Genomic DNA, 26,054 nt, shown 5'->3' with positions numbered 1-26,054 from the left:
CGCAACATGAACTTCAATCTCAGCGACGAACAGAAGCAACTGGCCGACGCGATCCGCCGTTTTGTCGAGAAGAGCTACGACTTCGAATCGCGCAAGAAGAACATCAAGACCGACGCCGGCCACGGCGAGCAGGCCTGGGGTTCCCTGGTGGAACTGGGCCTGACTGCGCTGCCGGTGCCGGAAGCGCAGGGCGGTTTCTCGGGCACGGCCGTCGACATGATGGTGGTGCAAGAGGAACTGGGCCGCGGCCTGGTCGTGGAGCCGTACCTCGCCACCGTGGTGGCCGCGCATGCGCTGAAGCTGGCCGGCGGCCAGGAGGCGCTGCTGGAGCAGGTGGCTGGCGGCGAGCTGAAGCTGGCGACGGCGTTCAACGAGCCGCAGGCGCGCTACGAACTGAACAACGTGACCGTGACGGCCAAGGGCGGCAAGCTCAACGGCCGCAAGGTGGTTGTGATTCACGGCGCCCAGGCTGACAAGCTCGTGGTGTCGGCGCGCAGCAGCGGCGCTCAGTCGGACCGTGACGGCATCTCGCTGTTCCTGGTCGATACGAATGGCGCCGGCGTCAGCGTCAAGGACTACCGCACGATCGACAACCTGCGCGCCGCCGACGTGACCTTCGCCGATGCACCGGCCACGCTGCTCGGCGCCGAAGGCAAGGGCTGGGACGTGCTCGAAGCCACGGCCGACTACGCCGCCGTGCTGCTGTGCGCGGAAGCCGTGGGCGTGATGGATACGTTGAACGCCGCCACGCTCGAATACGCGAAGACGCGCCAGCAGTTCGGCGTGCCCATCGCGCGCTTCCAGGCGCTGCAGCATCGCATGGTCGAGATGTTCATCCACGCCGAGCAGTCGCGCTCGATTACGTTGCTGGCCGCGGCCCGCTTCGAAGAGTCGTCACCGGAAGAGCGGCGCCGCTACGTGTCCGCCGCCAAGGCGCGCGTGGGGCAGGCCGCCCGCGCGGTGGGCCAGGAAGCCGTGCAGATTCACGGCGGCATGGGCGTGACCGATGAACTGCCGGCCGCGCATATGTTCAAGCGCCTGACACTGATCAACACGACGTTCGGCGACGTGGACCATCACCTGGGACGCTTCGCCAGCCAGCCTGGCTTCCAGGAAGCCGCCTGATCGCAGCGATTGACCTGAACCGCGCCGGAGACCCCGAGCGCGGTTTTTTGCTTTGGAGCTTCCGATGTCGAACAAGATGTACTTCGAAGACTATGTCGTCGGCAGCGAGATCCCGCTCGGCAGCTATCACGTCACCGAGGAAGAAATCCTCACGTTTGCGCGCCAGTACGATCCGCAGCCGTTCCATATCGACAAGGCCGCCGCGGAAAACAGCATCTACGGCGGCCTGATCTCCAGCGGCTGGATGACCTGCAGCATCATCATGAGGCTGCTGGTACAGTCGATGGGCGACCGCTCGACCAGCATGGGATCACCGGGCGTGGACGAGGTCCGCTGGATCAAGCCGGTCTATGCCGGCGACACGCTGACCGCCGTGCTGAGGATTCTGGAGAAGCGTCCGTCCAGCTCCAAGCCCGACCGGGGTGTGGTGCTGACCCAATGGGTCGGCTCGAATCAGAAGGGCGAGGTCGTTTGTACGGTCAAGGGCATGGGCATGTACAAGCGCCGGCCGGCGTAATTCCCATTGGCACTCAGACAATAAGACAACAGGAGACAAGTCATATGCGCACCATCGCATCGCTGGAAGAACTGGAGTCCCTCCAGGGCCAGGAAGTGGCCGTCAGCGACTGGCTCGAAATCACGCAGCATCAGGTGAACCTGTTTGCCGAGGCGACGGGCGATCACCAGTGGATCCACGTCGACGTGGAACGCGCCAAGCGGGAGTCGCCATTCGGCGCGCCGGTGGCGCACGGTTTCCTGACGCTGTCGCTGCTGCCGCAGTTCATGCAGAACGCCATCCATATGGAAGGCGTCAAGATGGGCGTCAACTACGGCCTGAACCGCGTGCGATTCACGTCGCCGGTGCCAGTGGGCAGCCGGCTGCGGGCGCGTGTGAAGCTGCTCAACGTGGAGCGGCTCGATCCGATGCCGAACGGGCTGGTGGGCGCGCAGTCGACGTGGGAAGTGACCGTCGAACGCGAGGGCAGTGAGCGTCCGGTCTGCGTGGCGGAATCGATCAGCCGACGCTACTCGTAACGTTGTCCGCTGTGAAAAAAGAAGGGGCCGCTAGAACGCGGCCCCTTTGTCTTGTCCAGAACATTCGCATGACAACTAATTTCATGCCGTGATCTGTTTCGTTTGCGCGACATCAAAAACATTGTCCGATTAAAAGAACAGTGTTTCCGTTGTGTTTGGGTTTACCCGCAATGTTGCGTTGCGGTACATTCGCGGCCAACGATGTTTTAAGTAATGCGATATCCGCTCGGAGACCGTTCTTGCTGCGCTGGCGAGGTGGTCAAATGCAGGCGGAAATCGCGTGGGCATCGTTGACACAACGCTTGTCCCGGTGGCTGCTCCGAACCGGGACCGATCGCAGTTCAGGCAGTCGGTTACCTCAGCGCACGCTTCCGCCCCCGGCGTTTCGCGCACGCAGTTGTTCGGTTGCTGTCCAGCCGCGCTCACGGCGTTGCCCGGCCGCATGGTCCGCCGGCGCTTGCTCGCCCCATTTTTTCCTGCACGCGCCAGCTTAGGACACGTCCCCGGTTTTCCCCAGCCCAGCCAGCCCGTTGCCTCGTGCAGCAGGCGGCAGTGCCTCGCTTGTGCACAGGCGTGGCGCAACCAGACCGTCGTGACATGAAGACACCAACAATGCCGCGCCTGATGCGGTACCTGCCTTGCCTTGGCCTGCTCCTGCTGGCCGGCTGCGACTTTGCGCTGATGAACCCGAAAGGGCAGGTCGGCGTGGACATCAAGGGCATCATCCTGATTGCCACCTGGCTGATGCTGCTGGTCGTGGTGCCGGTCATCATCCTGATTTTCGTGTTCGCGTGGAAATACCGCGCCAGCAACACGTCGGCCACCTACGACCCCGACTGGTCGCACTCGACCAAGATCGAAGTCGTGGTCTGGCTGATTCCCTGCCTGATCATCATCGCGCTGGGCATCATCACCTGGAAGTCGTCGCACGATCTCGACCCGTACAAGCCGCTTGAATCGAACGTCAAGCCGGTGCAGGTCGAAGCCGTGGCAATGAACTGGAAATGGCTGTTCATCTATCCGGAGCTGAAGATCGCGACGGTCAACCAGCTTGCGCTGCCGGTGAACACGCCCGTGAACTTCAAGATCACGTCGGATTCGATCATGAATTCGCTCTTCATCCCGCAACTGGGCAGCCAGGTGTATGCAATGGCCGGGATGGAAACCAAGCTGCACCTCATCGCCAATGAAGCCGGCACGTACGACGGCATGTCCGCCAACTACAGCGGCGGCGGCTTCTCGGGCATGAAGTTCAAGGCCATCGCCATGTCGAACTTCGAGTTCGACAAGTGGGTGGAACAGGTGCGCGCGTCCAGCAAGCAGCTCGGCGCCGAGGACTACAAGGTCCTGGCCAAGCCGAGCGAAGCAGATCCGGTGACTTACTTCGGCAAGATCGAAGATGGCCTGTTCGCCGGCATCCTGCATCAGTACATGGGCCACGACGGCCGTGCAATGGCCCGCGAAGGTTTTGATGGCGGTCCGGTCTGCACGTCGCGTAACACGCTTGGCGAAGAGCGTGTATCCATGACCACGCCGGCCAAGCCGGCCGTGGGCGCGCAAATCTAGGAGCAATGATGTTTGGCAAATTGAGTATGTCGGCGATTCCGTTTCATGAGCCGATCATCATGATCACGCTGAGCTGCGTGGCCCTTGGCGGGCTGGCGCTGCTCGGTGCGATCTCGTATTTCAAGAAGTGGGGCTACCTCTGGACCGAGTGGATTACGTCGGTCGACCACAAGCGCATTGGCGTGATGTACTCGCTGGTGGCGCTGATCATGCTGCTGCGCGGTTTTGCCGACGCCGTCATGATGCGTACCCAGCTGGCCGTGGCCACCAATGGTTCCACCGGCTTCCTGCCGCCCGAGCACTATGACCAGGTGTTCACGGCGCACGGCGTCATCATGATCTTCTTCGTGGCCATGCCGCTGATGACGGGCCTGATGAACCTCGTGGTGCCGCTGCAGATCGGCGCGCGCGACGTGGCATTCCCGTTCCTGAACACGCTGAGCTTCTGGCTGTTCGTGGCCGGCGCGATGCTGGTGAACGTGTCGCTGGGCGTTGGCGAATTCGCGCGTACCGGCTGGCTGGCCTATCCGCCGCTGTCGGGCCTGGACTACAGCCCGGGCGTGGGGGTGGACTACTACCTCTGGTCCTTGCAGATATCAGGGTTGGGCACGCTGCTGACCGGCGTGAACTTCCTGGTGACGATCCTGAAGATGCGCGCCCCGGGCATGACGCTGATGCGCATGCCGGTGTTCACGTGGACCGTGCTGTGCACGAACGTGCTGATCGTGGCCGCCTTCCCGGTGCTGACGGTGTCGCTGGCACTGCTGGGCCTGGACCGCTACTTCGACATGCACTTCTTCACGAACGATGGCGGCGGTAACGCCATGATGTACGTGAACCTGATCTGGATCTGGGGCCACCCCGAGGTCTACATCCTGGTGCTGCCGGCGTTCGGTATCTTCTCGGAAATCATCGCCACGTTCTCGCGCAAGAAGCTGTTCGGCTACAAGGGCATGGTCTATGCCACCAGCGCGATCATGGTGCTGTCGTTTGTCGTCTGGCTGCACCACTTCTTCACGATGGGCTCCGGTGCCAACGTGAATGCGTTCTTCGGCATCACGACGATGATCATCTCGATCCCGACGGGCGTGAAGATCTTCAACTGGCTGTTCACGATGTACCGTGGCCGCGTGGAATTCACGTCGCCGGTGCTGTGGACGCTGGGCTTCATGGTGACGTTCGTGATCGGCGGCATGACCGGCGTGCTGATGGCCGTGCCGGCAGCTGACTTCGTGCTGCACAACTCGCTGTTCCTGATTGCCCACTTCCACAACGTGATCATCGGCGGCGTGCTGTTCGGCTACCTGGCCGGTGTCACCTACTGGTGGCCGAAGGCGTTCGGCTTCAAGCTGAACGAGCGCCTGGGCAAGTGCGCCTTCTGGTGCTGGATCGTCGGTTTCTACTTCGCCTTCATGCCGCTGTACGTGCTGGGCCTGATGGGCATGACCCGTCGTCTGAACCACACGAACAACCCGGAATGGACGCCTTGGCTGCATCTGGCCGTGGTGGGCGTGGTGTTCGTGGCGCTGGGCATCTTCTTCCAGGTGCTGCAGATCGTCGTGTCGATCCGCGACCGCAAGAAGCTGGCCGACGTGACGGGCGACCCGTGGGGTGGCCGTACGCTGGAGTGGGCCACGTCGTCGCCGCCCGCGTTCTACAACTTCGCGCACACCCCGGTGGTGCGTGACCTGGACGCGTTCGCCGACATGAAGGCGCGTGGCGAGCAGCTGCCGACCAGCGGCTTCGAGCAGATCCACATGCCGAAGAACACGGCCGCCGGCTTCTACATGGGCGCCTGGAGTCTGGCGCTGGGCTTCGCGCTGACCTGGCACATCTGGTGGCTCGCCGCCGTTGGCCTGGTTGGCATGGTGGTGGCGTTTATCCGCCGCGCCAACGATGACCATATCGACTACTACGTGCCGGCCACCGAGGTCGAGCAGATCGAAACCCGCTACCAGCAGCGTGTGGCTGCACAGGGCTGATAACGATGTCGACAGAAGTTCTTGACCGCTTTGGGGCGCAAGCCCCCGCGCATGCACACTCGCACGACGAGGCGCATGACCACGCCCATCACGACACCAGTGAGAACACCATCTTCGGTTTCTGGCTGTACCTGATGAGCGACTGCATCTTGTTCGCGTGCCTGTTCGCCGCGTTCGCCGTCCTGCGCGGCGAAGTGGCGGGTGGCCCGACGGGCAAGGAGCTGTTCGAGCTGAACTACGTGCTCGTGGAAACGGCAATCCTGTTGTTCTCGTCCATCACCTATGGCTTCGCTATGGTGTCGATGCAGAACCAGCAGCGTGGCCGCGTGATGTTCTGGCTCGCCGTGACGTTCCTGCTCGGAGCAGGCTTCATGGCGATGGAAATCAACGAGTTCGCGCACCTGATTCATGAAGGTGCCGGCCCGAGCCGCAGCGCATTCCTGTCGTCGTTCTTCACGCTCGTGGGTACCCACGGCCTGCACGTCGCCAGCGGCATGCTCTGGATGCTCGTGCTGATGTACCAGCTGTCGAAGAAGGGCCTGACCCCGGTCGTGGCCAAGCGCCTGAACTGCCTGAGCTTGTTCTGGCACTTTCTGGACGTGGTCTGGATCGGCGTGTTCACGGTCGTCTACCTGATGGGAGCTATGTAAATGGCACAGCAACACGCAAGCGCCGCCCACGGCGCGTCGCACGGCCACAGCAGCGTCAAGTCGTATGTGATCGGCTTCGTGCTGGCGGTGATCCTGACCGTGATCCCGTTCAAGATCGTGATGGACGGCTCGATCGACCGCGCCACCACGCTCTGGATCATCCTGGGCATGGCCGTCGTCCAGATCGTCGTGCACCTGAAGTACTTCCTGCACCTGGACGGCTCGGATGGCCAGAAATGGAACGTGATGGCACTGCTGTTCACGGTCCTGATCCTGTTCATCGTGCTGGCCGGTTCGCTCTGGATCATGCACAACATGAACGCCAACATGATGCCGTGGATGAGCAAGTGACCGTCGTCACCGGTATCTGAAGAAAACGGGACCCTCGGGTCCCGTTTTTTTTTGCCGCACCGTTATCTCTCGTCTCCCTTATGGGGACGGGGCGGGGGCAGGGGCAAGCGCCGCGACCCGCCGCGAATCTTCCCGCTGGTGCGCCAGGCACCGAACCCATTCCGTCATGCACCGCTTCGCGTCGATGCACGATCGCGGTGCAATCCATCAATTCGCCGCCGCCGATGTGATGGCACCGTCCTGGTGCGTCGCCTTTCCGGTTTCCCCAATTTGTCTCTCCCCCGTTGCCTGGCAACGGATTCCGGGTGGTCGTGCGCTTGGCACACTAGTTGCAGAAGCATCACCCGGGGTGCGTAGTCCCTGCCAAACACGACAAACTGGGAGCTGCAATGAAACGACGTGACATGCTGAAGCTGTCGGCGGTAGCCGCCGCGGCGATGATCGGTACGAGCCCGCTGATGGCGCAGACGAAGGAGCCGATCAAGATCGGCATCCTGCATTCGCTGTCGGGCACGATGGCCATTTCCGAGACTTCGCTCAAGGACGTGGCGCTGATGACGATCGACGAGATCAACAAGAGCGGCGGCGTGCTGGGCCGCAAGCTTGAGCCTGTTGTAGTGGACCCTGCCTCGAACTGGCCGCTGTTCGCCGAGAAGGCCCGTCAGCTGATCACCAAGGACAAGGTCGCCGTCACGTTTGGCTGCTGGACGTCGGTGTCGCGCAAGTCGGTGCTGCCGGTCTACGAAGAGACCAACGCGCTGCTGTTCTACCCGGTGCAGTACGAAGGTGAGGAGATGTCCAAGAACGTGTTCTACACGGGCGCGGCTCCGAACCAGCAGGCCATTCCCGCCGTGGAATACCTGATGAGCAAGGAAGGCGGCGGCGCCAAGCGCTTCTTCCTGCTGGGCACCGACTACGTCTATCCGCGCACCACCAACAAGATCCTGCGCGCGTTCCTGAAGAGCAAGGGCGTGGCCGACAAGGACATCGAAGAGGTCTACACCCCGTTTGGTCACAGCGACTATCAGACCATCGTCGCCAACATCAAGAAGTTCTCGCAGGGCGGCAAGACGGCCGTGATCTCGACGATCAACGGCGACTCGAACGTGCCGTTCTACAAGGAACTGGGCAACGCCGGCCTGAAGGCCAAGGACGTGCCCGTGGTGGCGTTCTCGGTGGGCGAGGAAGAACTGCGCGGCATCGACACCAAGCCGCTGGTGGGTCACCTGGCCGCCTGGAACTACTTCATGTCCGTCAAGAACGGCGAGAACGAGGCGTTCAAGAAGCAGTGGGCGGCATGGGTCAAGGCCAACAACCTGCCCGGCGGCGACAAGCGCGTGACCAACGACCCGATGGAAGCCACCTACGTCGGCATCCACATGTGGGCGCAGGCTGTGAAGAAGGCCGGTACCACCGACGTGGACAAGGTGCGCGCCGCCATGTACGGCCAGACCTTCAAGGCACCGGACGGCTTCACGCTGACGATGGGCGACAACCACCACCTTTACAAGCCCGTGATGATCGGCGAAGTGAAGGGCGATGGCCAGTTCAACGTGGTCTGGAAGACGCCGAAGCCGATCCGCGCGCAACCGTGGAGCCCGTTCATCGCGGGTAACGAAGGCAAGGCCGACAAGGTCGGCGGCAACTGAGGGTTCTAGCTCTCTCTCCCGCTTGCGGGAGAGGGTGGGGGAGCGGGCAGGCGTTGCTCGATGCGATGCCGGTGTATGACCCGCCGTGCCCGCTCCCCCGACCCCTTTCCCATTGCACGGGAGAGGGGGCCCGACAGGTGAACGCAAACAATCCCAAGACGCGAACCATCGCGCCCAAACAAGACTCCTGAATGCACCGACCCATCCGATCATGGTTACGCGCCACGCTCGCCGCGTTGCTGCTGGCCGTCGCTGCCCCGCTATGGGCTGCCACGCCGCTCACGCAGGCGGACCTGAAGCCGCTGGTCGAAGACGACTTCGACGCCAAGACCGCCGCGCTGACCAAGCTCACGCAGGCACCCGCCGAGCAGGCCGGCCCGATCCTGAAGGCACTGCAGGATGATGCGCTGCAGTACGCGCCTTCCGTCGGCATGGTGCGCCAGGACGGTGACAAGTACCGCGATGCAATCAGCGGCCAGCCCGTCACGGTCAAGAGCGACGAACTGGAAGGTCTGACCCTGAACAACTCGCTGCGCACCATCGTCGATAGCGCGGCAAGCAGCCTGCTGCTGCAATCGCCGGATATCGCAGTGCGCGCGCAGGCCATCAACACGCTGTTCGACCAGCCGGAAAATGCATCGCGCGAAGGGGTGGAGGCCGCGCGCAAGGCCGAGGCCGATGCGGGTCTGCGCGCACGGCTTGACGTGATCTGGGCCAATACAGTGCTGGCGCAGGGCACGGAAGCCACCCGCGACGCCCGGCTCGAAGCGATTCGCATACTGGGCAGCGACAGCAATCCGCAGTCGCGCCAGAAGCTGGCGCCGCTGCTGGAAAAGGATGACGCGGGCAAGTACAAGGAAGCCGACGAAGACGTGCGCGTGGCCGCGCAGAAGGCCATCGACCAGCTGCGCACCGAGCAGCGGCGCGCCGAACTTCTTGGCAACGTGTTTGCGGGCCTGAGCCTGGGCAGCGTGCTGCTGCTGGCGGCGCTGGGCCTGGCCATCACGTATGGCCTGATTGGCGTCATCAACATGGCGCACGGCGAATTCCTGATGATCGGCGCCTATGCCACCTACGTGGTGCAGACGCTGTTCCGCACCTACGCACCCGATGCGTTCGGCTGGTATCTGGTGGCGGCGTTGCCCGCATCGTTCCTGGCGGCGGGCATCGTGGGCTTTGCGATCGAGCGGATCGTACTGCGCCATCTGTATGGCCGGCCGCTTGAAACGCTGCTTGCCACGTTCGGTATCAGCCTGCTGCTGATGCAGGCCGTGCGCACGATCTTTGGCGCGCAGAACGTGGAAGTGGCCAACCCGTCCTGGATGAGCGGTGGCTTCGAGGCAATGGCGGGTCTTGTGATTCCGTACAACCGGGTCGTCATCATCCTGTTTGCGCTGGCCGTGGTGGCCGTGGCGTGGGCCGTGCTGAACCGCACCAGGCTGGGTCTGTTCGTGCGCGCCACGACGCAGAACCGCACGATGGCGGCCTGCGTGGGCGTGCGCACATGGAAGGTCGACAGCTACGCCTTCGCCTTCGGCGCCGGTATTGCGGGTCTGGGCGGCTGCGCGCTGTCGCAGATCGGCAATGTCGGTCCCGATCTGGGGCAGGCCTACATCATCGATTCGTTCATGGTCGTGGTGCTCGGCGGGGTGGGGCAATTGGCCGGCACCATCGTCGGTGCATTCGGCCTGGGGATCATCAACAAGTTCATCGAGCCGTTCTACGGCGCGGTGCTGGCCAAGATCTTCGTCCTGGTGCTGATCGTGCTGTTTATCCAGAAGCGGCCACAAGGACTTTTCGCGCTCAAGGGGCGCAGCGCGGAGGCCTGACATGAGCAGCTTTTCTTCGAAACCCGGCAAAGCCTTCAGGCTTTCGGTCCCCGAGCGGCAGCCGCTGTTTTCGGGCCGCGTATGGACGTTGCTGATCGTGCTGACGGCGGTCGTGGCGGTGGGTGTGCCCATCTGCGCGCTGATGCTTCCCGAGGGGCATCCGCTGCATCTGTCGGCCTATGCGCTGACGTTGATCGGCAAGATCATGTGCTTTGCACTGGCGGCCATCGCACTCGATCTGGTGTGGGGCTACTGCGGCATCCTGAGCCTGGGCCACGGCCTGTTCTTCGCGCTGGGTGGCTATGCGATGGGCATGTACCTGATGCGCTCGATTGGCCGCGAAGGCGTTTACAAGAGCGATCTGCCGGACTTCATGGTGTTCCTGGACTGGAAGGAACTGCCCTGGTTCTGGCATGGCACCGAGCACCTGCCCTATGCGTTACTGCTGGTGGTGCTGGTGCCGGGCGTGCTGGCGTGGTTGTTCGGATTCTTTGCGTTCCGTTCGCGCATCAAGGGCGTGTACCTGTCGATCATCACGCAGGCCATGACCTATGCCGCGATGCTGCTGTTCTTCCGCAATGAGACCGGCTTCGGCGGCAACAACGGCTTCACCGACTTCAAGCGCATTGCCGGCTTTGCCGTTGCCGCGCCGCAGACGCGCGCCGCGTTGTTCGTGCTGACGTTCCTGGCGCTGGTGGCCGGCTTCATCGCGTGCCGCTACATCGTGACGTCCAAGCTCGGCCGCGTGGTCACCGCCGTGCGGGACGCGGAAATGCGCGTGATGTTTTCCGGCTATAACCCGCTCGGCTACAAGCTGTTCGTGTGGACGTTCTCGGCGGTGCTGTGCGGCATTGCCGGCGCGTTGTACGTGCCGCAGGTGGGCATTATCAACCCCGGCGAAATGTCACCGGCCAACTCGATCGAAATGGCCGTATGGGTGGCAGTGGGCGGCCGCGGCACGCTGATCGGGCCGATCGTGGGCGCGTTCCTGGTCAACGGCGCCAAGACGATGTTCACGGCCTACTTTGCGGAGTACTGGCTGTTCCTGCTCGGCGCGATGTTCGTGCTCGTGACGCTGTACCTGCCCGATGGCGTGGTCGGCCTGTTGCGCCGCCTGCGCGGCCAGCGTACCGCCGCGGAGAAGATCGAGGCGGTCACCGATGAACCGGTCGCACCGTCGCAACAAGGGAGCAACGCATGAACGCCGCGCTGGGAGTGGAACAGGCGGAGAGCGGAGACGCCACCGGCCTGGGGCGTGTCGTCGAACCCGGTGTCATCGACACCACGCACGGTCCCATCCTCTATATCGAGGACCTGACCGTGCAATTCGACGGATTCCGCGCGTTGAACAAGCTGTCGCTATCGATCGATCACGGCGAGCTGCGCTGCGTGATCGGCCCGAATGGCGCCGGCAAGACGACGATGATGGACGTCATCACCGGCAAGACCGGACCGCGCAACGCCAACGTGACGGGGCGGGTGTTCCTGGGTCAGACCATCGACCTGATGCGGATGACCGAGCCGAAGATCGCCCAGACCGGCATTGGGCGCAAGTTTCAGAAGCCCACCGTGTTCGAGCAGCACCAGGTGTGGGAAAACCTTGAGCTGGCGATGAAGGCCGACAAGCGCTGGTGGTCGTCGCTGCGAGCGCGGCTGACCGGCGAAGGCCATCGACGCATCGAGGAAACGCTGGCGCTTACCGGGCTGGAAGACGAGGCGTACCGTCCGGCTGGCCTGCTGTCGCACGGCCAGAAGCAGCGGCTGGAAATCGGCATGCTGCTGATGCAACAGCCGCAGTTGCTGCTGCTCGATGAGCCGGTGGCCGGCATGACCGATGAAGAGACCATGCAACTGGCGGCGCTGCTCAACAGTCTGCGCGGCAGTTGCTCGATGATGGTTGTGGAGCACGACATGGAGTTCGTGGCCGCGCTGGCCGGCGATTCGGGCCGCGTGACCGTGCTGGCCGAAGGCAGTCTGCTGGCCGAGGGCACGCTGGATGCCGTCAAGCGGGACGAGCGTGTGATCGAATCCTACCTGGGAAGATAACGATGCTGCAGGTCAATGCACTGAACCAGTTCTATGGCGGCAGCCACATCCTTCGCAATGTGTCGTTCGAGGTGCCGCACGGCAAATTGACCACGCTGCTGGGCCGCAACGGCGTGGGCAAGAGCACGCTGCTCAAATGCCTGATGGGCGTGGTGCCTACGCGCAGCGGCAGCGTCAGCTGGGATGGCAAGGCGCTGGAGAAGAAGGCGCCCTATGAGCGCGTGTCGGCCGGCCTGGCCTACGTGCCGCAGGGACGCGAAATATTTCCGCGCCTGAGCGTCGAGGAAAACCTGCTGATTGGCGCGGCCAGCCGTGGCAAGCCGAACGGCGTGCCGGACCGCATCTACGAGTTGTTTCCGGTACTGCGAACCATGCGCCAGCGCCGTGGCGGCGACCTCTCCGGTGGCCAGCAGCAGCAATTGGCCATCGGCCGCGCGCTGATGAGCGAGCCGCAACTGCTGATCCTGGACGAGCCGACCGAGGGCATCCAGCCTTCGATCATCCAGGACATCGGCCGGGCGCTGCGGCTGCTGGTCGATGAATTCGGCATGACGGTGCTGCTCGTGGAGCAGTACTACGAGTTCGCGCGCCATCTGGCCGATCACTACGTGGTGATGAGTCGCGGCGAAGTCGTGGCCAAAGGGGCCGGTGCGACGATGGAGCAGGATGGCGTGCGCGAGCTGATCGCGGTGTAGCCCGCCGATACGCGCGGCCGCCAGTGCCTTTCGGTACGGGCGGCCGCGCGCTATGATCTGGGCATCACCGCGCCCCCGCGCCTTTCTCACCATGCGTCATCCCGATTTTCCGTCATCGCTCGCCATGCCCGTTGCATGGCATGCCAGCCTGCGCCTGCGATTTGCCGAGCGCGCGGGCCGCACCGCTATGGTCGAGCGCCGCCACGAGGGGCCGCTGCGCGTGCAGAAGCCGCTCTATCCGGAGGGCGCGATCTGTCACGGCGTGGTGCTGCATCCGCCGGCCGGCGTGGCGGGCGGCGACCTGCTCGATATCGATATTGCAGTGGAAGCCGGCGCCCATGCGGTGCTGGCCACGCCTGGTGCCACCAAGTGGTACAAGTCGCAGGGCCGCGACGCGGCGCAGCATGTGCGCATCGACGTGGGCGAAGGGGCAAAGCTCGACTGGTTGCCGCAGGAAAACATCGTGTTCGACGACGCCCGCGCGCGCATTGCCACCGATGTCACGGTCGCGCCGGGCGGCAGCGCCATCGGCTGGGACGCCGTGGTGCTGGGGCGGCTGGCATCGGGCGAGCACTGGGCCAGCGGATCGCTATGGCTCGATACGCGCATTGCCGGCCCGCGGCGTGCGCTGTGGATCGAGCAGTCGCATTTCGATGCGGCTTCGCCGTTGCGCGGCGCACTGGCGGGCATGGATGGTTTGCCCATCCTCGGCACGCTGTGGGCGGTGGGGCAGGGCGCCACGCAGGAACTGGCGGAAGCGCTGGCCGAGCGGCTGCCTTACCGGCCCGACCTGCGCGCGGGCGTGACCTGCCTGGCGGTACCTGGCCAGTCGATGCTGCTGTTGCGAGTGCTCGGCCGCGACATGGAGGCCGTGCGGCACCTGATGATCGATTGCTGGACAACGTTGCGCATGCCCATCCACGGCGTGCCAGCCCGGCCGCTGCGGCTCTGGGCGACCTGAACGACAAACCGAACGGACATTCACGATGGAACTGACTCCGCGCGAGAAAGACAAGCTGCTGATCTTCACCGCCGCATTGCTGGCCGAGCGCCGCCGCGCACGCGGCCTCAAGCTGAACTACCCCGAGGCAGTGGCGCTGATCACGGCAGCGATCATGGAAGGCGCGCGCGACGGCCGTACCGTGGCCGAGCTGATGCACGAAGGCACCACGGTGCTCCGGCGCGAGGACGTCATGGATGGCGTGGCCGAGATGATCCCCGAGATCCAGGTGGAAGCCACGTTCCCGGACGGCACCAAGCTCGTCACCGTGCATCACCCGATCGTCTGAAGCCCGCTACCCAAACATCGAACACCGAACATCGAACACCGAACACCGAACACCGAACGCCCAACAAAAAGAGGACCATCCCTATGCACCGCATGCTCCGTTCGCATTCCGCCCGTTTCATCGCCGGCGCCACGCTCTCGCTGACCGCGGCTTCGGCCTTTGCCCACCCCGGTCATGACGCCGCCACGGTTGGCGCCAGCCTGTTTGCGGGCCTGGCGCATCCGTTCACGGGTGCCGACCACCTGCTGGCGATGACCGCCGTCGGTGTCTGGAGCGCGCTGGCTGCCGCGCCGAAGGGAGCGTTCGGCCAGGGCGGCTCGAAGGCTGATCTGTTGCGCCTGCCGTTCGCCTTCGTCGCGATGATGCTGGTCGGTGCCGCGCTGGGCCTGACGGGCGTGACGCTGCCGGCGGTCGAACCGATGATCGCGGTCTCGCTGCTCGTGATCGGTCTGCTGGTGGCGGCGCGCGCGAAGCTCTCGGCGCTGTCCGGCATGGCCATCGTGGGTGGTTTTGCGCTGTTCCACGGCTATGCGCACGGCGCCGAATTGCCCGCCACCGCGGCCGCCCTGCCGGCCGTGCTGGCCTACGTCGGCGGATTTGCCGCGAGCACGATGGCGCTGCATGTCATGGGCATCGGCATGGGCGCATTCCTGCGCCGCCACGCAGGTTGGATCGCGCGCGTGGCCGGTGCGGGCGTGGCACTGTACGGCGTCGGCCTGCTGGTGGCCTGAAGAAAGTTCACGTTTAGGAGCACGGCAATGATTCCCGGTGAACTGATGCCGCTCGACGGCGAGATCGAACTGAATGCCGGCCGCGCCACGGTCAGCGTGACCGTCGCCAATACCGGCGACCGTCCGGTGCAGGTGGGGTCGCACTTCCACTTCTATGAAACCAACGCGGCGCTGTCGTTCGACCGCGAAGCCGCGCGCGGCTTCCGGCTCGATATTGCAGCCGGCACGGCCGTGCGCTTCGAGCCTGGCCAGTCGCGCACGGTGCAACTGGTAGCGCTGGACGGCGACCGCATCGTCTACGGGTTCAACGGCAAGATCATGGGAGCGCTGTGATGAGCGTGAAGATTTCGCGGCAGGCCTATGCCGAGATGTTTGGCCCGACCACCGGCGATCGCCTGCGGCTGGCCGATACCGGACTCATTATCGAGGTCGAGAAGGATTTCACGATCTATGGCGAGGAGGTGAAGTTCGGCGGCGGCAAGGTGATTCGAGATGGCATGGGCCAGAGCCAGCGCATGTCGAAGGACTGCGTCGACACGGTGATCACCAATGCGCTGATCATCGATCACTGGGGCATCGTCAAGGCCGACATCGGTCTCAAGCATGGCCGTATCGCGGGGATCGGCAAGGCCGGCAATCCCGACATCCAGCCGGGCGTGACCATCGTCGTCGGACCCGGTACCGAGGTGATCGCGGGCGAGGGCATGATCGTCACCGCGGGCGGCATCGACACGCACATCCACTTCATCTGCCCGCAGCAGATCGACGAAGCGCTGATGAGCGGCGTGACGACGATGATCGGCGGCGGCACCGGCCCGGCCACGGGCACCTTCGCCACCACGGTGACGCCCGGCCCGTGGTACATGGAGCGTATGTTGCAGGCCGCCGATGCGTATCCGATGAATATCGGCTTCCTCGGCAAGGGCAACGCGAGCCAGCCGGCGCCGCTGACCGAGCAGGTGGAAGCCGGTGCCATCGGCCTGAAGCTGCACGAGGACTGGGGCACCACGCCGCAGGCCATCGATACCTGCCTGTCCGTGGCGGACGACACCGACACGCAGGTGGCCATCCACACCGACACGCTCAACGAGGGCGGTTTCGTCGAAGCGACGATTGCCGCGTTCAAGGGCCGCACGATTCATACGTACCACACCGAAGGCGCCGGTGGCGGCCACGCGCCGGACATCATCAAGGTCTGCGGGGAGGCCAATGTGCTGCCGTCGTCGACCAACCCGACGCGGCCGTACACGGTCAATACGCTGGACGAGCACCTGGACATGCTGATGGTGTGCCATCACCTGGACCCGGCCATCGCCGAGGACATCGCCTTTGCGGAATCGCGTATTCGGCGCGAGACCATCGCCGCCGAGGACATCCTGCACGACCTGGGCGCGTTTTCGATGATATCGAGCGATTCGCAGGCAATGGGCCGCGTGGGCGAGGTGATCATCCGCACCTGGCAGACCGCGCACAAGATGGCGGCGCAGCGCGGCAAGCTGCCCGGCGATCCGCACGACGCGCGCGGTGGTCACGACAACTTCCGCGTCAGGCGCTATATCGCCAAGTACACGATCAACCCGGCGCTGACGCATGGCATCGCGCACGAGGTGGGTTCGATCGAGGTGGGCAAGTGGGCCGACCTGGTGCTGTGGAAGCCGGCCTTCTTTGGCGTGAAGCCGAGCCTGATCCTGAAGGGCGGCATGATTGCGGCGGCGGCGATGGGTGACCCCAATGCGTCGATCCCGACACCGCAGCCGGTGCACTATCGCCCGATGTTTGCCTCGGCCGGTGGCGCGCTGCCCAGATCGTCGCTGACGTTTGTCTCGCAGGCGGCACTGGCGGCCGATGTGGGCGGGCGTTACGGCCTGGCCAAGACGCTGGCCGCCGTGCGCGGATGCCGCACGGTCAGCAAGCGCGACATGGTGCACAATGACTGGCAACCGCACGTCACGGTGGACCCCGAGACCTACCAGGTGGTAGCCGACGGCCAACTGCTGATGTGCGAGCCAGCTACCGTGCTGCCGATGGCGCAGCGTTACTTCCTGTTCTGACCCAACCCGTGATCAAGATCGACAAAGTCCTGCCCGCGCCGCATGGCATCGCACCTGTGCTGGTGCGGCGCGCCCCCAAGCTGGTACTGCCGTTTGGCGACCGCAGCAAGAGCCGCCTGCGCGCGGCGCTCGACAATGGCTCCGAGGCAGCACTGTTCCTGCCGCGCGGCACCGTGCTGCGCGGTGGCGACTTGCTGGTGGCCGAGGACGGTACCTTCGTCGAGGTACAGGCGGCGGCGGAATCGGTGCTGCAAGTGACGGCCGCCGATCCGCTGGCGCTGATGCGCGCGGCGTACCACCTTGGCAACCGCCACACGCCGGTGGAAGTGGGCCGCGATTACCTGCGCCTGGAATACGACCCGGTGCTGGCCGACATGCTGACGCGCCTGGGCGTGCGGATCGAACGCGCGGAACTGCCGTTCGAGCCGGAAGCTGGTGCATATGGCGGCGGCCACAAGCACGGACACGACGCCACGTTCGAGGAAGACTACGCAACGGCGCAGGCTGTGTTCCACGAGCATCATGGACATGCGCATGGGCATGATCACGGCCATTCGCATAGCCATGATCACGATCATGGGCACGGCCACGATCACGATCACGATCACGATCATGGACATGGCCACGTGCATGACGAACACTGCGGGCATAAGCATTAATCGGGTGTGATCGTGAATCGGCCGCTTGCCCTCTCCCCCGGCCCCTCCAAGTTGCCGACCATCCGTAACCAGCGCCAAACGCCATGACCGCGCTCCCCCAACTGATCTCGCTGTTGCACCTCGCGTCGCCGGCGCTGCCGATTGGCGGCTTCAGCTATTCGCAGGGACTTGAGGCCGCTATCGACTGCGGTCTGGTCAAGGATGCCGCCACCGCCGGACAATGGATTCACCACAATCTCGTCCATGTGCAGGCCCAATGCGAGGCGCCGGTCTGGCTGCTGCTGCATCGCGCCTGGCATGCCGGCGATCACGCGGCGGTGAGGCGATGGAACGAGTGGTTCCACGTTACGCGCGAGACTTCCGAATTGCGGCTTGAGACGGAACAGATGGGGTGGTCGTTGGCAAAGCTCGTGGCGCAGATGGAGTGGGGTGACATGCCGATGCGAGACGCACTGCGCGAGCTGTCGCCCCTGTGCCTGCCCACGGCGTTCACCGCCGCCTGTGTGGCATTGGAAATCGATGCCCGCGCAGGGTTGGCGGCCTACGCTTTCAACTGGGCCGAGAACCAGGTGGCCGCGGCCCTCAAGGCGGTGCCGCTGGGCCAGGTGGCGGGCCAGCAGATCCTGCGCGGCCTGCATCGTCATGTGCTGGACGTGGTGGAAGAGGCCGTGCAGCGTGCCGACGCCGAACCGCCGCGCCTTTCCACGTTTTCTCCCATGCTGGGCCTGCTGTCCGCGCGGCACGAGACGCAGTATTCCCGGCTTTTCCGCTCCTAGCGCTTCAGAATCCGATCATGACCCGTACCAAGAAGAATCCTCCGCTGCGCGTTGGCGTGGGCGGCCCCGTGGGCTCCGGCAAAACCACGCTGCTGGAAATGCTCTGCAAGGCCATGCGCGACCGCTATGACCTGGTGGCCATCACCAACGATATCTACACCAAGGAAGATCAGCGCCTGCTGACCATCTCGGGGGCGTTGCCCGCCGAGCGCATCATGGGCGTGGAAACCGGCGGCTGCCCGCATACGGCAATCCGCGAGGATGCATCGATCAATCTGGAGGCGGTGGACCGCATGCTGGCGAAGTTTCCTGACGCCGACGTGGTGTTCATCGAATCGGGCGGCGACAACCTGGCGGCGACGTTCAGCCCGGAATTGTCCGATCTGACGATCTACGTGATCGATGTGGCGGGGGGTGAGAAGATTCCGCGCAAGGGCGGACCGGGAATTACGAAGTCAGACCTGCTGGTGGTCAACAAGACCGATCTGGCGCCCTACGTGGGCGCGTCGCTCGAAGTCATGGAGAGCGACACCCGCAAGATGCGCGGTGATCGTCCGTTCGTGATGGGCAGCGTGAAACTGGGGCAGGGCCTGGATCAGGTGATTGCCTTCATCGAGCAGCAGGGCATGCTGAACGTCTGACGATGCTTCGCCCTGCGAAGGCGGGGCGCTTCAGCGTGCGTGCCGTCGTGCCAGCGCACGCGCCACACCGGCGACGACATCGCGGTCGCCGTCGTTCAATTCCGACATATAGCGCAGCGTGGCCTGTACCGCCGGAGACTGCTCCGGTTCGAACGGTGAGCGCGGCGCTTCCTGTGCCTCTTCGGCGCGGTGCTTGAAAAAGTCAAGCATCTCAGTTGGCGCAACACCCAGCGTATCCGCGAGGGTACATATGTTGTAAAGCGCAACATTGCGCGTGCCGCGCTCAATGCCGCTGAGGTACGATCGGGCCAGGCCGCTTTCCAGCGACAGCGCCTCCTGAGACCAGCCGCGCTGCTTGCGCAACCAGGTCAAGTGTCGCCCGAACAGCTTGAGTGGGTCTGCTGTCATATGCTGCTGTGTGGATATTAAGTCGCTAAGTCGGACGAGCCTAAGGGTTCGACCTATACGGAACGACAACTTATAGTTCGTCGTTCTATCGGTGCCAGATCGCATCTTAAGGGATGCATCCGTCAAGAATGAGGCACAGATGGCTGACTGGACAGCGATCACAGGCGGTGCCGAAACGTGGCTTTCACGCAAGGTGCGTCGGGCGGAAAACCGCACCACGCCGACCATTGCGGAATCCGGGACCACTCACGTCCCAGGCTCCGTTTCGATGGAACGGCATGCGGATATTCACCGCCTTCGATACGCCCTCGGGCATCGCCATCCCACCCCTAACGACCCATGCTGAGAGTGGATTCGATTCTCATTTATGTGTCATTCCGGCAACGGCCGGGCTCGGATTGACGGGCGGGCGGGTATGGCTGCCTGCGCCGGCCATTGGCGACGACCACTGCATTGACGCGATGGTGCCGGCGCGGGCCTGCTCTGCCGCCTAGCGGCGCTGATACTGCGTGGCCCCGAACAGGATCTCGCGTTCCTTGTCCGATTGCAGCGGCTTGCGTTCCTTGGCCAGGACCTCGACACCGCGTTTCACGGCCGGACGCTCGGCAATCTCGTTGAACCAGCGTTTCAGGTGAGGGTAGTCGTCCAGTTCCACGCCCTGGTTCTGCCAGCTGCGCAGCCACGGGAACGTTGCGATATCCGCGATCGAATAGCTGTCGCCGGCCAGCCAGGCATGCTTCGACAACTGCTTGTCGATCACGCCGTACAGGCGCTTTGCCTCGTTGGTATAGCGGTTGACCGCGTACTCGATCTTTTCCGGCGCATAGATGCGGAAGTGGTGTGCCTGGCCCAGCATCGGGCCAACACCGCCCATCTGGAACATCAGCCACTGCAGCGCATCGTACTTGCCGCGCACATCGTCGGGCAGGAACTTGCCCGTTTTGCTGGCCAGGTACAGCAGGATGGCGCCCGATTCGAACAGCGAGATCGGCTCGCCGTCGGGGCCGTCGCTGTCGACGATTGCCGGGATCTTGTTGTTGGGACTGATCTTGAGGAACGCTTCGCCGAACTGGTCGCCGGCGCCGATATTGATCGGATGCACCTTGTACTCAAGGCCGCATTCCTCAAGCATGATGTGGACCTTATGGCCGTTCGGGGTGGCCCACGTGTAGACGTCGATCATGTGCAACGCTCTCCATGAAAGAATGGCCGGGGCATTAGAGCACAGAGTGAATAACCCTGCTGCGCGTGCATGAAAAAGCCCGGCACGGGGCCGGGCTTCTCATGACGGGCGACGATGACTGTCAGGACCCGCGCGTCACGGGCATCTGGATGCTGTCCGCATTCACGTTCATGTGCTTGGCCAGCTCCAGCTTGGCGATGGCGTTGCGGTGCACCTCGTCCGGACCGTCGGCCAGGCGCAGCGTGCGCTGGTGGGCCCACCAGTTGGCCAGCGGGAAGTCGCTCGAAACGCCGGCGGCGCCGTGTACCTGGATGGCCCAGTCGATCACGCGCAGCGCCACGTTCGGTGCCACAACCTTGATCATGGCGATCTCGGCCTTGGCCACCTTGTTGCCCACGGTGTCCATCATGTAGGCGGCCTTCAGCGTCAGCAGGCGGGCCATTTCGATATCGCAGCGGGCTTCGGCGATACGCTCCTGCGTCACGCCGTGACGGGCGATCTGCTTGCCGAATGCCACGCGCTCCAGGCTGCGCTTGCACATCAGTTCCAGCGCGCGCTCCGCCACGCCGATGCTGCGCATGCAGTGGTGAATGCGGCCCGGCCCGAGGCGGCCTTGGGCGATCTCGAAGCCGCGGCCTTCGCCCAGCAGAATGTTGCTGGCCGGCACGCGCACGTTCTTCAGTTCGATTTCCATGTGGCCGTGCGGCGCGTCGTCATAGCCGAACACGGGCAGGAAGCGCTTGATGGTGATGCCCGGCGTGTCGGCCGGCACCACGACCATCGACTGCTGTTCATGGCGGCCCGCTTCCGGGTCGGTCTTGCCCATCACGATGTAGACCTTGCAGCGCGGGTCGCCAGCGCCCGATGACCACCACTTGGTGCCGTTGATCACGTAGTGGTCACCGTCACGCTCGATGCGGCATTCGATGTTGGTGGCGTCCGACGATGCCACGGCCGGCTCGGTCATCAGGAAGGCGGAGCGGATCTCGCCGCGCAGCAGCGGTTCCAGCCATTGGTCCTTCAGTTCTTCCGAGGCGTAGCGCTCCAGCGTTTCCATGTTGCCGGTGTCCGGCGCGGCGCAGTTGAACACTTCGGCCGACCAGGGCACACGGCCCATGATCTCGCACATCGGTGCGTATTCCAGGTTCGACAGGCCTTCCGGCGCACGCTTGGAGCGCGGCAGGAACAGGTTCCACAGGCCGGCTTCGCGGGCCAGCGGCTTCAGCTCTTCCACCACCTTGGTCGGCACCCATGCGTTGCCGGCCTCGCGGTTGGCCTGCACTTCGGCGTAGAAGCGCTTCTCGTTCGGATAGATGTGCTTGTCGAAGAAGGCCAGCAGCCTGGCCTGCATCTCCTTGACCTTGGGCGAGTACTCGAATTGCATGGGGTCTCCTCGGGGGGTTTGGTGGGCACGCCGTGCCGACTGTGGCTACTCTAGCGGAACGCTTCAAATAAGAAAAATGAATTTTCTGGATTGGTCAGTATCAATATGCTGCATTCCATGCCAGAATGCGCGACATTGACGCATCAGTGAAGTACTTGCGCAGGAAGGTGCCATGCAACTGAGCCGGATCGATCTCAATCTCTTCGTCGTGTTCGACGCCATCTACAGCGAAGGGAGCATTACCGCGGCCGCGCGCCAGTTGAACCTGACGCAGCCGGCCGTGAGCCACGCGCTGGGGCGGCTGCGCACGTTGTTCGACGATCCGCTGTTCGAGCGGCGCGGGCAGGGTATGGCGCCGACGCCGCTGGCGCGCTCGCTGGCAGGCGAGGTGCGCGGCGCGCTGCAGTCGTTTGCGCGCACCCTGCAGGACACGCCGCACTTCGATCCCGCCAATACCACGCGGCGCTTCACCATCGGCATGCGCGACGCGCTGGAAAGCACGCTGCTACCGCCGCTGATGGCGCGCGTGACCGCGATGGCGCCCCACGTGGAGATCGCGGCCATCCGGTTCGACCGGCGCGAGATGGAATCCGAACTGCTGGCCGGCACGCTCGATACCGCGATCGATATCCTGCTGCCGGTCTCGCCGGCCATCCACCATTCGGCCTTCATGTCGGATCCTATGGTCGTGCTGGCGCGGCGCGATCATCCGCTCGTGAAAAAGGAACTGACGCTGGAGCGCTACCTCTCGGCCGAGCATGTCCACGTGTCGTCGCGCCGGCGCGGCGCCGGACTTGAGGACCAGGCATTGCACCGCATGGGCCTGACGCGCCGCGTAAGGCTGCGCTGCCAGCACTATGCGGCGGCCTGCCGCGTGGTCAGTTGCACCGACCTGCTGGCCACGCTGCCGCTGCGCTATGCGCGCATCGCCAACGAGCCGTACGCCAACCGCCTGTTGTCGCTGCCGTTCAAGGTGCCATCGCTGGAGCTGCACCTGTACTGGCACGCGGGTGGCGAGAACGACGGGGCCAATCGCTGGCTGCGCGAGCAACTGATGGCCGTCATGACGTCGCTCGGCTCCGGCATGGGCGATGTGTCGGCGGTACCTGCCGATCCCGCCGCATAGCGCACAGCCGCCACGTTCGCGGTGAGCGTGCAGCGCGCTCGGATCACAGCGTAAGAAAATGTTCGAAAGGTGGACGGTGGTGGTGGGCATCCTTACCATCACTCCGTTCCATCTGTCCCGGACGCCTCACATCGCGGCGCAGCAGCGCCCAGGCGTCGTCCCGGCCATGCGCCGGGATGCGGGCAGTTTCCCCAATTCAGACTATTACATCGAGGCGACTTCACATGCCAGGGAAACACTTGCGCACTGCGTTCATCAACGGCCGGCCCATCGCACTCGGCGTCATTGCCGCTTCCGCTGCGCTGGCACTTGCAGCGTGCGGTGGCGGGGGCGATGGTGGCGGATCGTCATCGTCGGGCGGTACCGCGGCCCAGTCGGCAGCCACGGGCGCCGGGGCCCAGTCGTCGCCGACGTCCGGCGCTCCTACGACAGGTGGCACCGACCGCGCGTGCTACACCGTTTCCGGAAGCGCTCCGGCACCTGTGACCGGTTCGGTGGCCTTGCTGCCCGCGCGCGGCGCCGGTGTGTCGGGTTATCAGACGCTTGCCGATGCGCGCAGCGCGGGCCTGTGCTACGCGAACTACCGTCGTGAGCAGGTGGGCCTGGCACCGCTGACGGCACGCGACGCGCTCAATACGGTTGCGCAGAATCACACGGCCTACATGCTGGCCAACAACACGCTGACCCACGACGAGCAGTCCGGCAAGACGGGCTACACCGGTGCGGCGCCGAACGACCGCATCCAGGCCGCATACCCGACCAATGCCACGGCGGAAGTGGTGGCCGGTGCAAACCGCTGGACGTCGCAGGCCAATGCATCGCTGTCGATGACGCCCAAGGACCAGCTCGTGGTCGACCTGATGGACGCGCCGTTCCACCGCTCGGCACTGCTGGGCAGCTACGGGTCGGCTGGCAGCGGGTTTGCCGAAAGCGTGGGCGCCGGCAGCAGTGGCGGCACGCAGGCTTACTATTTCCAGACCATCGACCTTGCCGACCGCAGCCAGGGCGGCGCCGACAACCAGATGGTGGCCTATCCGTACAACGGCCAGGCCGATGTGCCGGTGAGCTGGGTCAACAACGAAAGCCCGAATCCGGCGCCGGCATACGCGGGCCAGACAATGGGCTACCCGGTGTCGGTGCAGGCGGTGAACACGGGCCTGACCTTCAACGCGGACACGTTCTCGATTGCCGATGCATCGGGCAACGCCGTCGCGTGCGAAAAGGTGGATGCGCGTACCTCGGGCATGTCCAGCGCCGCGCGCGGCCTGGCGATCTGCACGCCGCGCACGCCGCTGGCAAGCAAGACGCGATACAACGTCACCGTCAGCGGCACGCTGAATGGGCAGGGCGTGAACCTGAACTGGTCGTTCACCACGCTGTAATCGCATGGCGTGATGGAGCGCGAAGAAAAACGGGAGGCTGAGGCTGAACGGACCCCGTAAAGTTGGACGGGTAACTTAGGCCGCCAAGGGCTGAGTTCTGTACTTCACGGGACTCAGCCCTTTTAGTTTGAGCTTGATGCGGTCGTGATTGTAGTAGTGAATGTATTGGCGCAGGCCTTGCTGTAGCTCCTCGACGCTGGCGAACTTGTTCAGGTAGAAGAACTCGGACTTCAGGGTCCCGAAGAAGCTTTCCATAACGGCGTTGTCAAGGCAATTGCCCTTGCGTGACATGCTGGGACGGATATTGCGCTGCTTGAGCATCCGCTGGTAGGCCGGCATCTGGTACTGCCAGCCTTGGTCGGAATGCAGGACCGGCCGGTCCTGCGGACATAGGCGCCGGAACGCTTTCTTCAGCATGCTGCTCACCATCTCGAAGGCCGGCCTGTGGGCGGTCTCGTAGGCGATGATTTCGCCGTTATACAGGTCCAGCACCGGGGAGAGGTACAGTTTCTCGCCAGCCACGTTGAATTCGGTCACGTCGGTTACCCACTTCTGATTCGGACGCCTGGCCCGGAACTGCCGTTGCAGAACGTTGGGCGCGACACGGCCTACCGTGCCCTTGTAGGATCGGTATTTCTTTGGCCGTACCAACGACTTCAGTCCCATCTCGCTCATGAGGCGCTGGACCGTCTTGTGGTTGACGATCATGCCGCTTTGCCGGATTGCTGCTGTGATGCGGCGGTAGCCATAACGGCCCATGTGTCGGTCGAAGAGGTCGCGAATGCGCGCTTTCAGGCCCGCATACTTGTCTTGGGCCTGGAGCACCGCCTGCTGGTAGTAAAACGTGCTGCGCGCCAGCCCCGCCGCCTTCAGTAAGCCGACCAATGGATACTGCTGCCTCAGCTCAAGCACTATTTGCGCTTTTTGGGTTGCGCAGATGTCTTGTTCGCTTGAACCAAGGCGTCGAGCTTTTTTAGATACGCCACCTCCGCGCGCAGGTTCTCGATCTCCTTGAGCAAGTCCTTGCGGGAGCGCTCGTCGTCGGGGACTGGGGTGTCGGTTGCAGGCTTGCGAGGCGTGGCTTGTGGCATCGTCTTGGGGCGCCCGCGAGGTCGGGGCGACAGGGCATCCATACCGCCACTATGATAGCGGCGCTCCCAGACCCCAATGCAGCCAGGGCTGCGAATGTCGAACAAAGCGGCCGTCTGTCCGATCGACAAACCATCTCGCCACATGCGCCGCAGCACCGCCAATCTGAATTCGGCGCTGTAGTGGCTGAATTTTTTGCGCAGCCCGTCTCGGCCATGCTGTCGGTAGCTGGCCACCCAACGCTCCACCAGACTATGGCCAATACCATGCTCGGCTGCGATTGCGTTGAAGCCGGCTCGACCGGCCAGGTACTGCCTTACCACTCTGAGCTTGAATTGCTCATCGTACTTCGCCATGAAAAACACCCCAAAGGTTGGATGGATGTCCAACTTCTGGGGTGCAGTTCA

At 64.0% G+C, this 26,054-nt stretch carries 26 protein-coding genes; 22 read left to right on the top strand and 4 right to left on the bottom strand.

What is annotated here, in order from left to right:
- Positions 1-6: 6 nt before the first annotated feature.
- The 20 genes from AC3FLX_RS18325 to ureG all read left to right on the top strand — a co-directional run bounded on the left by AC3FLX_RS18325 (position 7) and on the right by ureG (position 19,075).
- Positions 7-1,125 (top strand): acyl-CoA dehydrogenase family protein, encoded by a 1,119-nt coding sequence (locus AC3FLX_RS18325; protein ID WP_488698733.1) that lies wholly within the window; start codon positions 7-9, stop codon positions 1,123-1,125.
- A 64-nt stretch (positions 1,126-1,189) separates the two neighbouring features.
- Positions 1,190-1,642 carry a MaoC family dehydratase gene (locus tag AC3FLX_RS18320; protein WP_488698732.1) on the top strand — a complete coding sequence of 151 codons (453 nt, stop codon included), beginning with the start codon at positions 1,190-1,192 and terminating at the stop codon, positions 1,640-1,642.
- 44 nt (positions 1,643-1,686) lie between these two features.
- A complete protein-coding gene (locus tag AC3FLX_RS18315) occupies positions 1,687-2,160 on the top strand; it encodes a MaoC family dehydratase (RefSeq protein ID WP_488698731.1) in 474 nt (157 codons plus the stop codon).
- Positions 2,161-2,757: 597 nt separating this feature from the next.
- Positions 2,758-3,726, top strand: coding sequence for a ubiquinol oxidase subunit II (cyoA, locus tag AC3FLX_RS18310; protein ID WP_488698730.1), 969 nt, complete (start codon positions 2,758-2,760; stop codon positions 3,724-3,726).
- An 8-nt stretch (positions 3,727-3,734) separates the two neighbouring features.
- The gene (cyoB, locus tag AC3FLX_RS18305; RefSeq protein ID WP_488698729.1) at positions 3,735-5,708 is read left to right on the top strand and encodes a cytochrome o ubiquinol oxidase subunit I; all 1,974 of its coding nucleotides are present in this window, start codon (positions 3,735-3,737) and stop codon (positions 5,706-5,708) included.
- Between the two features lie 5 nt (positions 5,709-5,713).
- Positions 5,714-6,358, top strand: a complete 645-nt coding sequence (cyoC, locus tag AC3FLX_RS18300; RefSeq protein ID WP_488698728.1) for a cytochrome o ubiquinol oxidase subunit III — start codon at positions 5,714-5,716, stop codon at positions 6,356-6,358.
- Entirely contained in the window at positions 6,359-6,709 is a 351-nt protein-coding gene (gene cyoD / locus AC3FLX_RS18295; RefSeq protein WP_488698727.1) for a cytochrome o ubiquinol oxidase subunit IV, read from the top strand.
- Positions 6,710-7,098: 389 nt separating this feature from the next.
- The gene (gene urtA / locus AC3FLX_RS18290) at positions 7,099-8,358 is read left to right on the top strand and encodes an urea ABC transporter substrate-binding protein (protein WP_488698726.1); all 1,260 of its coding nucleotides are present in this window, start codon (positions 7,099-7,101) and stop codon (positions 8,356-8,358) included.
- Between the two features lie 191 nt (positions 8,359-8,549).
- A complete protein-coding gene (gene urtB / locus AC3FLX_RS18285; protein ID WP_488698725.1) occupies positions 8,550-10,187 on the top strand; it encodes an urea ABC transporter permease subunit UrtB in 1,638 nt (545 codons plus the stop codon).
- 1 nt (position 10,188) lies between these two features.
- Positions 10,189-11,388 (top strand): urea ABC transporter permease subunit UrtC, encoded by a 1,200-nt coding sequence (gene urtC / locus AC3FLX_RS18280; RefSeq protein ID WP_488698724.1) that lies wholly within the window; start codon positions 10,189-10,191, stop codon positions 11,386-11,388.
- Complete coding sequence (gene urtD, locus AC3FLX_RS18275; protein ID WP_488698723.1) at positions 11,385-12,233, top strand: urea ABC transporter ATP-binding protein UrtD; 849 nt, start codon at positions 11,385-11,387, stop codon at positions 12,231-12,233. The genes urtC and urtD overlap by 4 nt, the downstream gene beginning before the upstream one ends.
- 2 nt (positions 12,234-12,235) lie before the next feature.
- Complete coding sequence (urtE, locus tag AC3FLX_RS18270; RefSeq protein ID WP_488698722.1) at positions 12,236-12,928, top strand: urea ABC transporter ATP-binding subunit UrtE; 693 nt, start codon at positions 12,236-12,238, stop codon at positions 12,926-12,928.
- Positions 12,929-13,019: 91 nt separating this feature from the next.
- Entirely contained in the window at positions 13,020-13,889 is an 870-nt protein-coding gene (locus AC3FLX_RS18265; RefSeq protein ID WP_488698721.1) for an urease accessory protein UreD, read from the top strand.
- Positions 13,890-13,914: 25 nt separating this feature from the next.
- Positions 13,915-14,217: an urease subunit gamma gene (locus AC3FLX_RS18260; protein WP_066738892.1), complete on the top strand. Its 303-nt coding sequence runs from the start codon at positions 13,915-13,917 to the stop codon at positions 14,215-14,217.
- Between the two features lie 83 nt (positions 14,218-14,300).
- Positions 14,301-14,948 carry a HupE/UreJ family protein gene (locus tag AC3FLX_RS18255; protein ID WP_488698720.1) on the top strand — a complete coding sequence of 216 codons (648 nt, stop codon included), beginning with the start codon at positions 14,301-14,303 and terminating at the stop codon, positions 14,946-14,948.
- Between the two features lie 27 nt (positions 14,949-14,975).
- Positions 14,976-15,281, top strand: coding sequence for an urease subunit beta (locus tag AC3FLX_RS18250; RefSeq protein ID WP_092594635.1), 306 nt, complete (start codon positions 14,976-14,978; stop codon positions 15,279-15,281).
- On the top strand, positions 15,281-16,999 hold the full coding sequence (ureC, locus tag AC3FLX_RS18245; RefSeq protein WP_488698719.1) for an urease subunit alpha: 1,719 nt from the start codon (positions 15,281-15,283) through the stop codon (positions 16,997-16,999). Before AC3FLX_RS18250 ends, ureC begins: the two co-directional genes overlap by 1 nt.
- 8 nt (positions 17,000-17,007) lie before the next feature.
- Positions 17,008-17,658, top strand: a complete 651-nt coding sequence (gene ureE / locus AC3FLX_RS18240; RefSeq protein ID WP_488698718.1) for an urease accessory protein UreE — start codon at positions 17,008-17,010, stop codon at positions 17,656-17,658.
- Between the two features lie 83 nt (positions 17,659-17,741).
- Positions 17,742-18,434, top strand: a complete 693-nt coding sequence (locus AC3FLX_RS18235; protein WP_488698717.1) for an urease accessory protein UreF — start codon at positions 17,742-17,744, stop codon at positions 18,432-18,434.
- Positions 18,435-18,451: 17 nt separating this feature from the next.
- Positions 18,452-19,075, top strand: a complete 624-nt coding sequence (gene ureG, locus AC3FLX_RS18230) for an urease accessory protein UreG (protein ID WP_488698716.1) — start codon at positions 18,452-18,454, stop codon at positions 19,073-19,075.
- 30 nt (positions 19,076-19,105) lie between these two features.
- On the opposite strand, the gene AC3FLX_RS18225 is transcribed toward ureG, so the two are convergent.
- From AC3FLX_RS18225 to AC3FLX_RS18215, 3 genes are all read right to left on the bottom strand, one after another.
- A complete protein-coding gene (locus tag AC3FLX_RS18225) occupies positions 19,106-19,483 on the bottom strand; it encodes a helix-turn-helix domain-containing protein (protein ID WP_488698715.1) in 378 nt (125 codons plus the stop codon).
- A gap of 490 nt (positions 19,484-19,973) precedes the next feature.
- Positions 19,974-20,666, bottom strand: a complete 693-nt coding sequence (locus AC3FLX_RS18220) for a glutathione binding-like protein (protein WP_488698714.1) — start codon at positions 20,664-20,666, stop codon at positions 19,974-19,976.
- A gap of 121 nt (positions 20,667-20,787) precedes the next feature.
- The gene (locus tag AC3FLX_RS18215) at positions 20,788-22,050 is read right to left on the bottom strand and encodes an acyl-CoA dehydrogenase family protein (protein WP_488698713.1); all 1,263 of its coding nucleotides are present in this window, start codon (positions 22,048-22,050) and stop codon (positions 20,788-20,790) included.
- Between the two features lie 172 nt (positions 22,051-22,222).
- Between AC3FLX_RS18215 and AC3FLX_RS18210 the strand changes: the two genes are divergently transcribed.
- The gene (locus AC3FLX_RS18210) at positions 22,223-23,176 is read left to right on the top strand and encodes a LysR family transcriptional regulator (RefSeq protein ID WP_488698712.1); all 954 of its coding nucleotides are present in this window, start codon (positions 22,223-22,225) and stop codon (positions 23,174-23,176) included.
- Between the two features lie 224 nt (positions 23,177-23,400).
- Positions 23,401-24,558 (top strand): CAP domain-containing protein, encoded by a 1,158-nt coding sequence (locus AC3FLX_RS18205; protein ID WP_488698711.1) that lies wholly within the window; start codon positions 23,401-23,403, stop codon positions 24,556-24,558.
- A gap of 75 nt (positions 24,559-24,633) precedes the next feature.
- Here AC3FLX_RS18205 and AC3FLX_RS18200 read toward each other — a convergent pair.
- Positions 24,634-26,003, bottom strand: a protein-coding gene (locus AC3FLX_RS18200) for an IS3 family transposase (RefSeq protein WP_488693732.1) whose coding sequence is annotated in 2 segments (ribosomal slippage) — positions 24,634-25,535 and positions 25,535-26,003 — 1,371 coding nt in all. Because the reading frame shifts where the segments join, the coding sequence is not laid out codon by codon here.
- Between the last annotated feature and the right edge of the window lie 51 nt (positions 26,004-26,054).

This window comes from Cupriavidus sp. 291-E7 (genome assembly GCF_057798835.1).
This window is presented reverse-complemented; position numbering and strand designations above follow the sequence as displayed.

What these genes read in the sequence shown, in the direction of transcription:
- AC3FLX_RS18220 (WP_488698714.1), bottom strand. Translation starts at nt 20,666, where the DNA reads ATGATCGACGTCTACACGTGGGCCACCCCGAACGGCCATAAGGTCCAC.
- AC3FLX_RS18260 (WP_066738892.1), top strand. Translation starts at nt 13,915, where the DNA reads ATGGAACTGACTCCGCGCGAGAAAGACAAGCTGCTGATCTTCACCGCC.
- AC3FLX_RS18255 (WP_488698720.1), top strand. Translation starts at nt 14,301, where the DNA reads ATGCACCGCATGCTCCGTTCGCATTCCGCCCGTTTCATCGCCGGCGCC.
- cyoD (WP_488698727.1), top strand. Translation starts at nt 6,359, where the DNA reads ATGGCACAGCAACACGCAAGCGCCGCCCACGGCGCGTCGCACGGCCAC.
- AC3FLX_RS18250 (WP_092594635.1), top strand. Translation starts at nt 14,976, where the DNA reads ATGATTCCCGGTGAACTGATGCCGCTCGACGGCGAGATCGAACTGAAT.
- AC3FLX_RS18235 (WP_488698717.1), top strand. Translation starts at nt 17,742, where the DNA reads ATGACCGCGCTCCCCCAACTGATCTCGCTGTTGCACCTCGCGTCGCCG.
- AC3FLX_RS18320 (WP_488698732.1), top strand. Translation starts at nt 1,190, where the DNA reads ATGTCGAACAAGATGTACTTCGAAGACTATGTCGTCGGCAGCGAGATC.
- cyoA (WP_488698730.1), top strand. Translation starts at nt 2,758, where the DNA reads ATGAAGACACCAACAATGCCGCGCCTGATGCGGTACCTGCCTTGCCTT.
- urtE (WP_488698722.1), top strand. Translation starts at nt 12,236, where the DNA reads ATGCTGCAGGTCAATGCACTGAACCAGTTCTATGGCGGCAGCCACATC.
- AC3FLX_RS18265 (WP_488698721.1), top strand. Translation starts at nt 13,020, where the DNA reads ATGCGTCATCCCGATTTTCCGTCATCGCTCGCCATGCCCGTTGCATGG.
- AC3FLX_RS18205 (WP_488698711.1), top strand. Translation starts at nt 23,401, where the DNA reads ATGCCAGGGAAACACTTGCGCACTGCGTTCATCAACGGCCGGCCCATC.
- ureC (WP_488698719.1), top strand. Translation starts at nt 15,281, where the DNA reads ATGAGCGTGAAGATTTCGCGGCAGGCCTATGCCGAGATGTTTGGCCCG.
- AC3FLX_RS18225 (WP_488698715.1), bottom strand. Translation starts at nt 19,483, where the DNA reads ATGACAGCAGACCCACTCAAGCTGTTCGGGCGACACTTGACCTGGTTG.
- urtC (WP_488698724.1), top strand. Translation starts at nt 10,189, where the DNA reads ATGAGCAGCTTTTCTTCGAAACCCGGCAAAGCCTTCAGGCTTTCGGTC.
- cyoC (WP_488698728.1), top strand. Translation starts at nt 5,714, where the DNA reads ATGTCGACAGAAGTTCTTGACCGCTTTGGGGCGCAAGCCCCCGCGCAT.
- AC3FLX_RS18315 (WP_488698731.1), top strand. Translation starts at nt 1,687, where the DNA reads ATGCGCACCATCGCATCGCTGGAAGAACTGGAGTCCCTCCAGGGCCAG.
- urtA (WP_488698726.1), top strand. Translation starts at nt 7,099, where the DNA reads ATGAAACGACGTGACATGCTGAAGCTGTCGGCGGTAGCCGCCGCGGCG.
- urtD (WP_488698723.1), top strand. Translation starts at nt 11,385, where the DNA reads ATGAACGCCGCGCTGGGAGTGGAACAGGCGGAGAGCGGAGACGCCACC.
- AC3FLX_RS18210 (WP_488698712.1), top strand. Translation starts at nt 22,223, where the DNA reads ATGCAACTGAGCCGGATCGATCTCAATCTCTTCGTCGTGTTCGACGCC.
- ureG (WP_488698716.1), top strand. Translation starts at nt 18,452, where the DNA reads ATGACCCGTACCAAGAAGAATCCTCCGCTGCGCGTTGGCGTGGGCGGC.
- urtB (WP_488698725.1), top strand. Translation starts at nt 8,550, where the DNA reads ATGCACCGACCCATCCGATCATGGTTACGCGCCACGCTCGCCGCGTTG.
- AC3FLX_RS18325 (WP_488698733.1), top strand. Translation starts at nt 7, where the DNA reads ATGAACTTCAATCTCAGCGACGAACAGAAGCAACTGGCCGACGCGATC.
- cyoB (WP_488698729.1), top strand. Translation starts at nt 3,735, where the DNA reads ATGTTTGGCAAATTGAGTATGTCGGCGATTCCGTTTCATGAGCCGATC.
- AC3FLX_RS18215 (WP_488698713.1), bottom strand. Translation starts at nt 22,050, where the DNA reads ATGCAATTCGAGTACTCGCCCAAGGTCAAGGAGATGCAGGCCAGGCTG.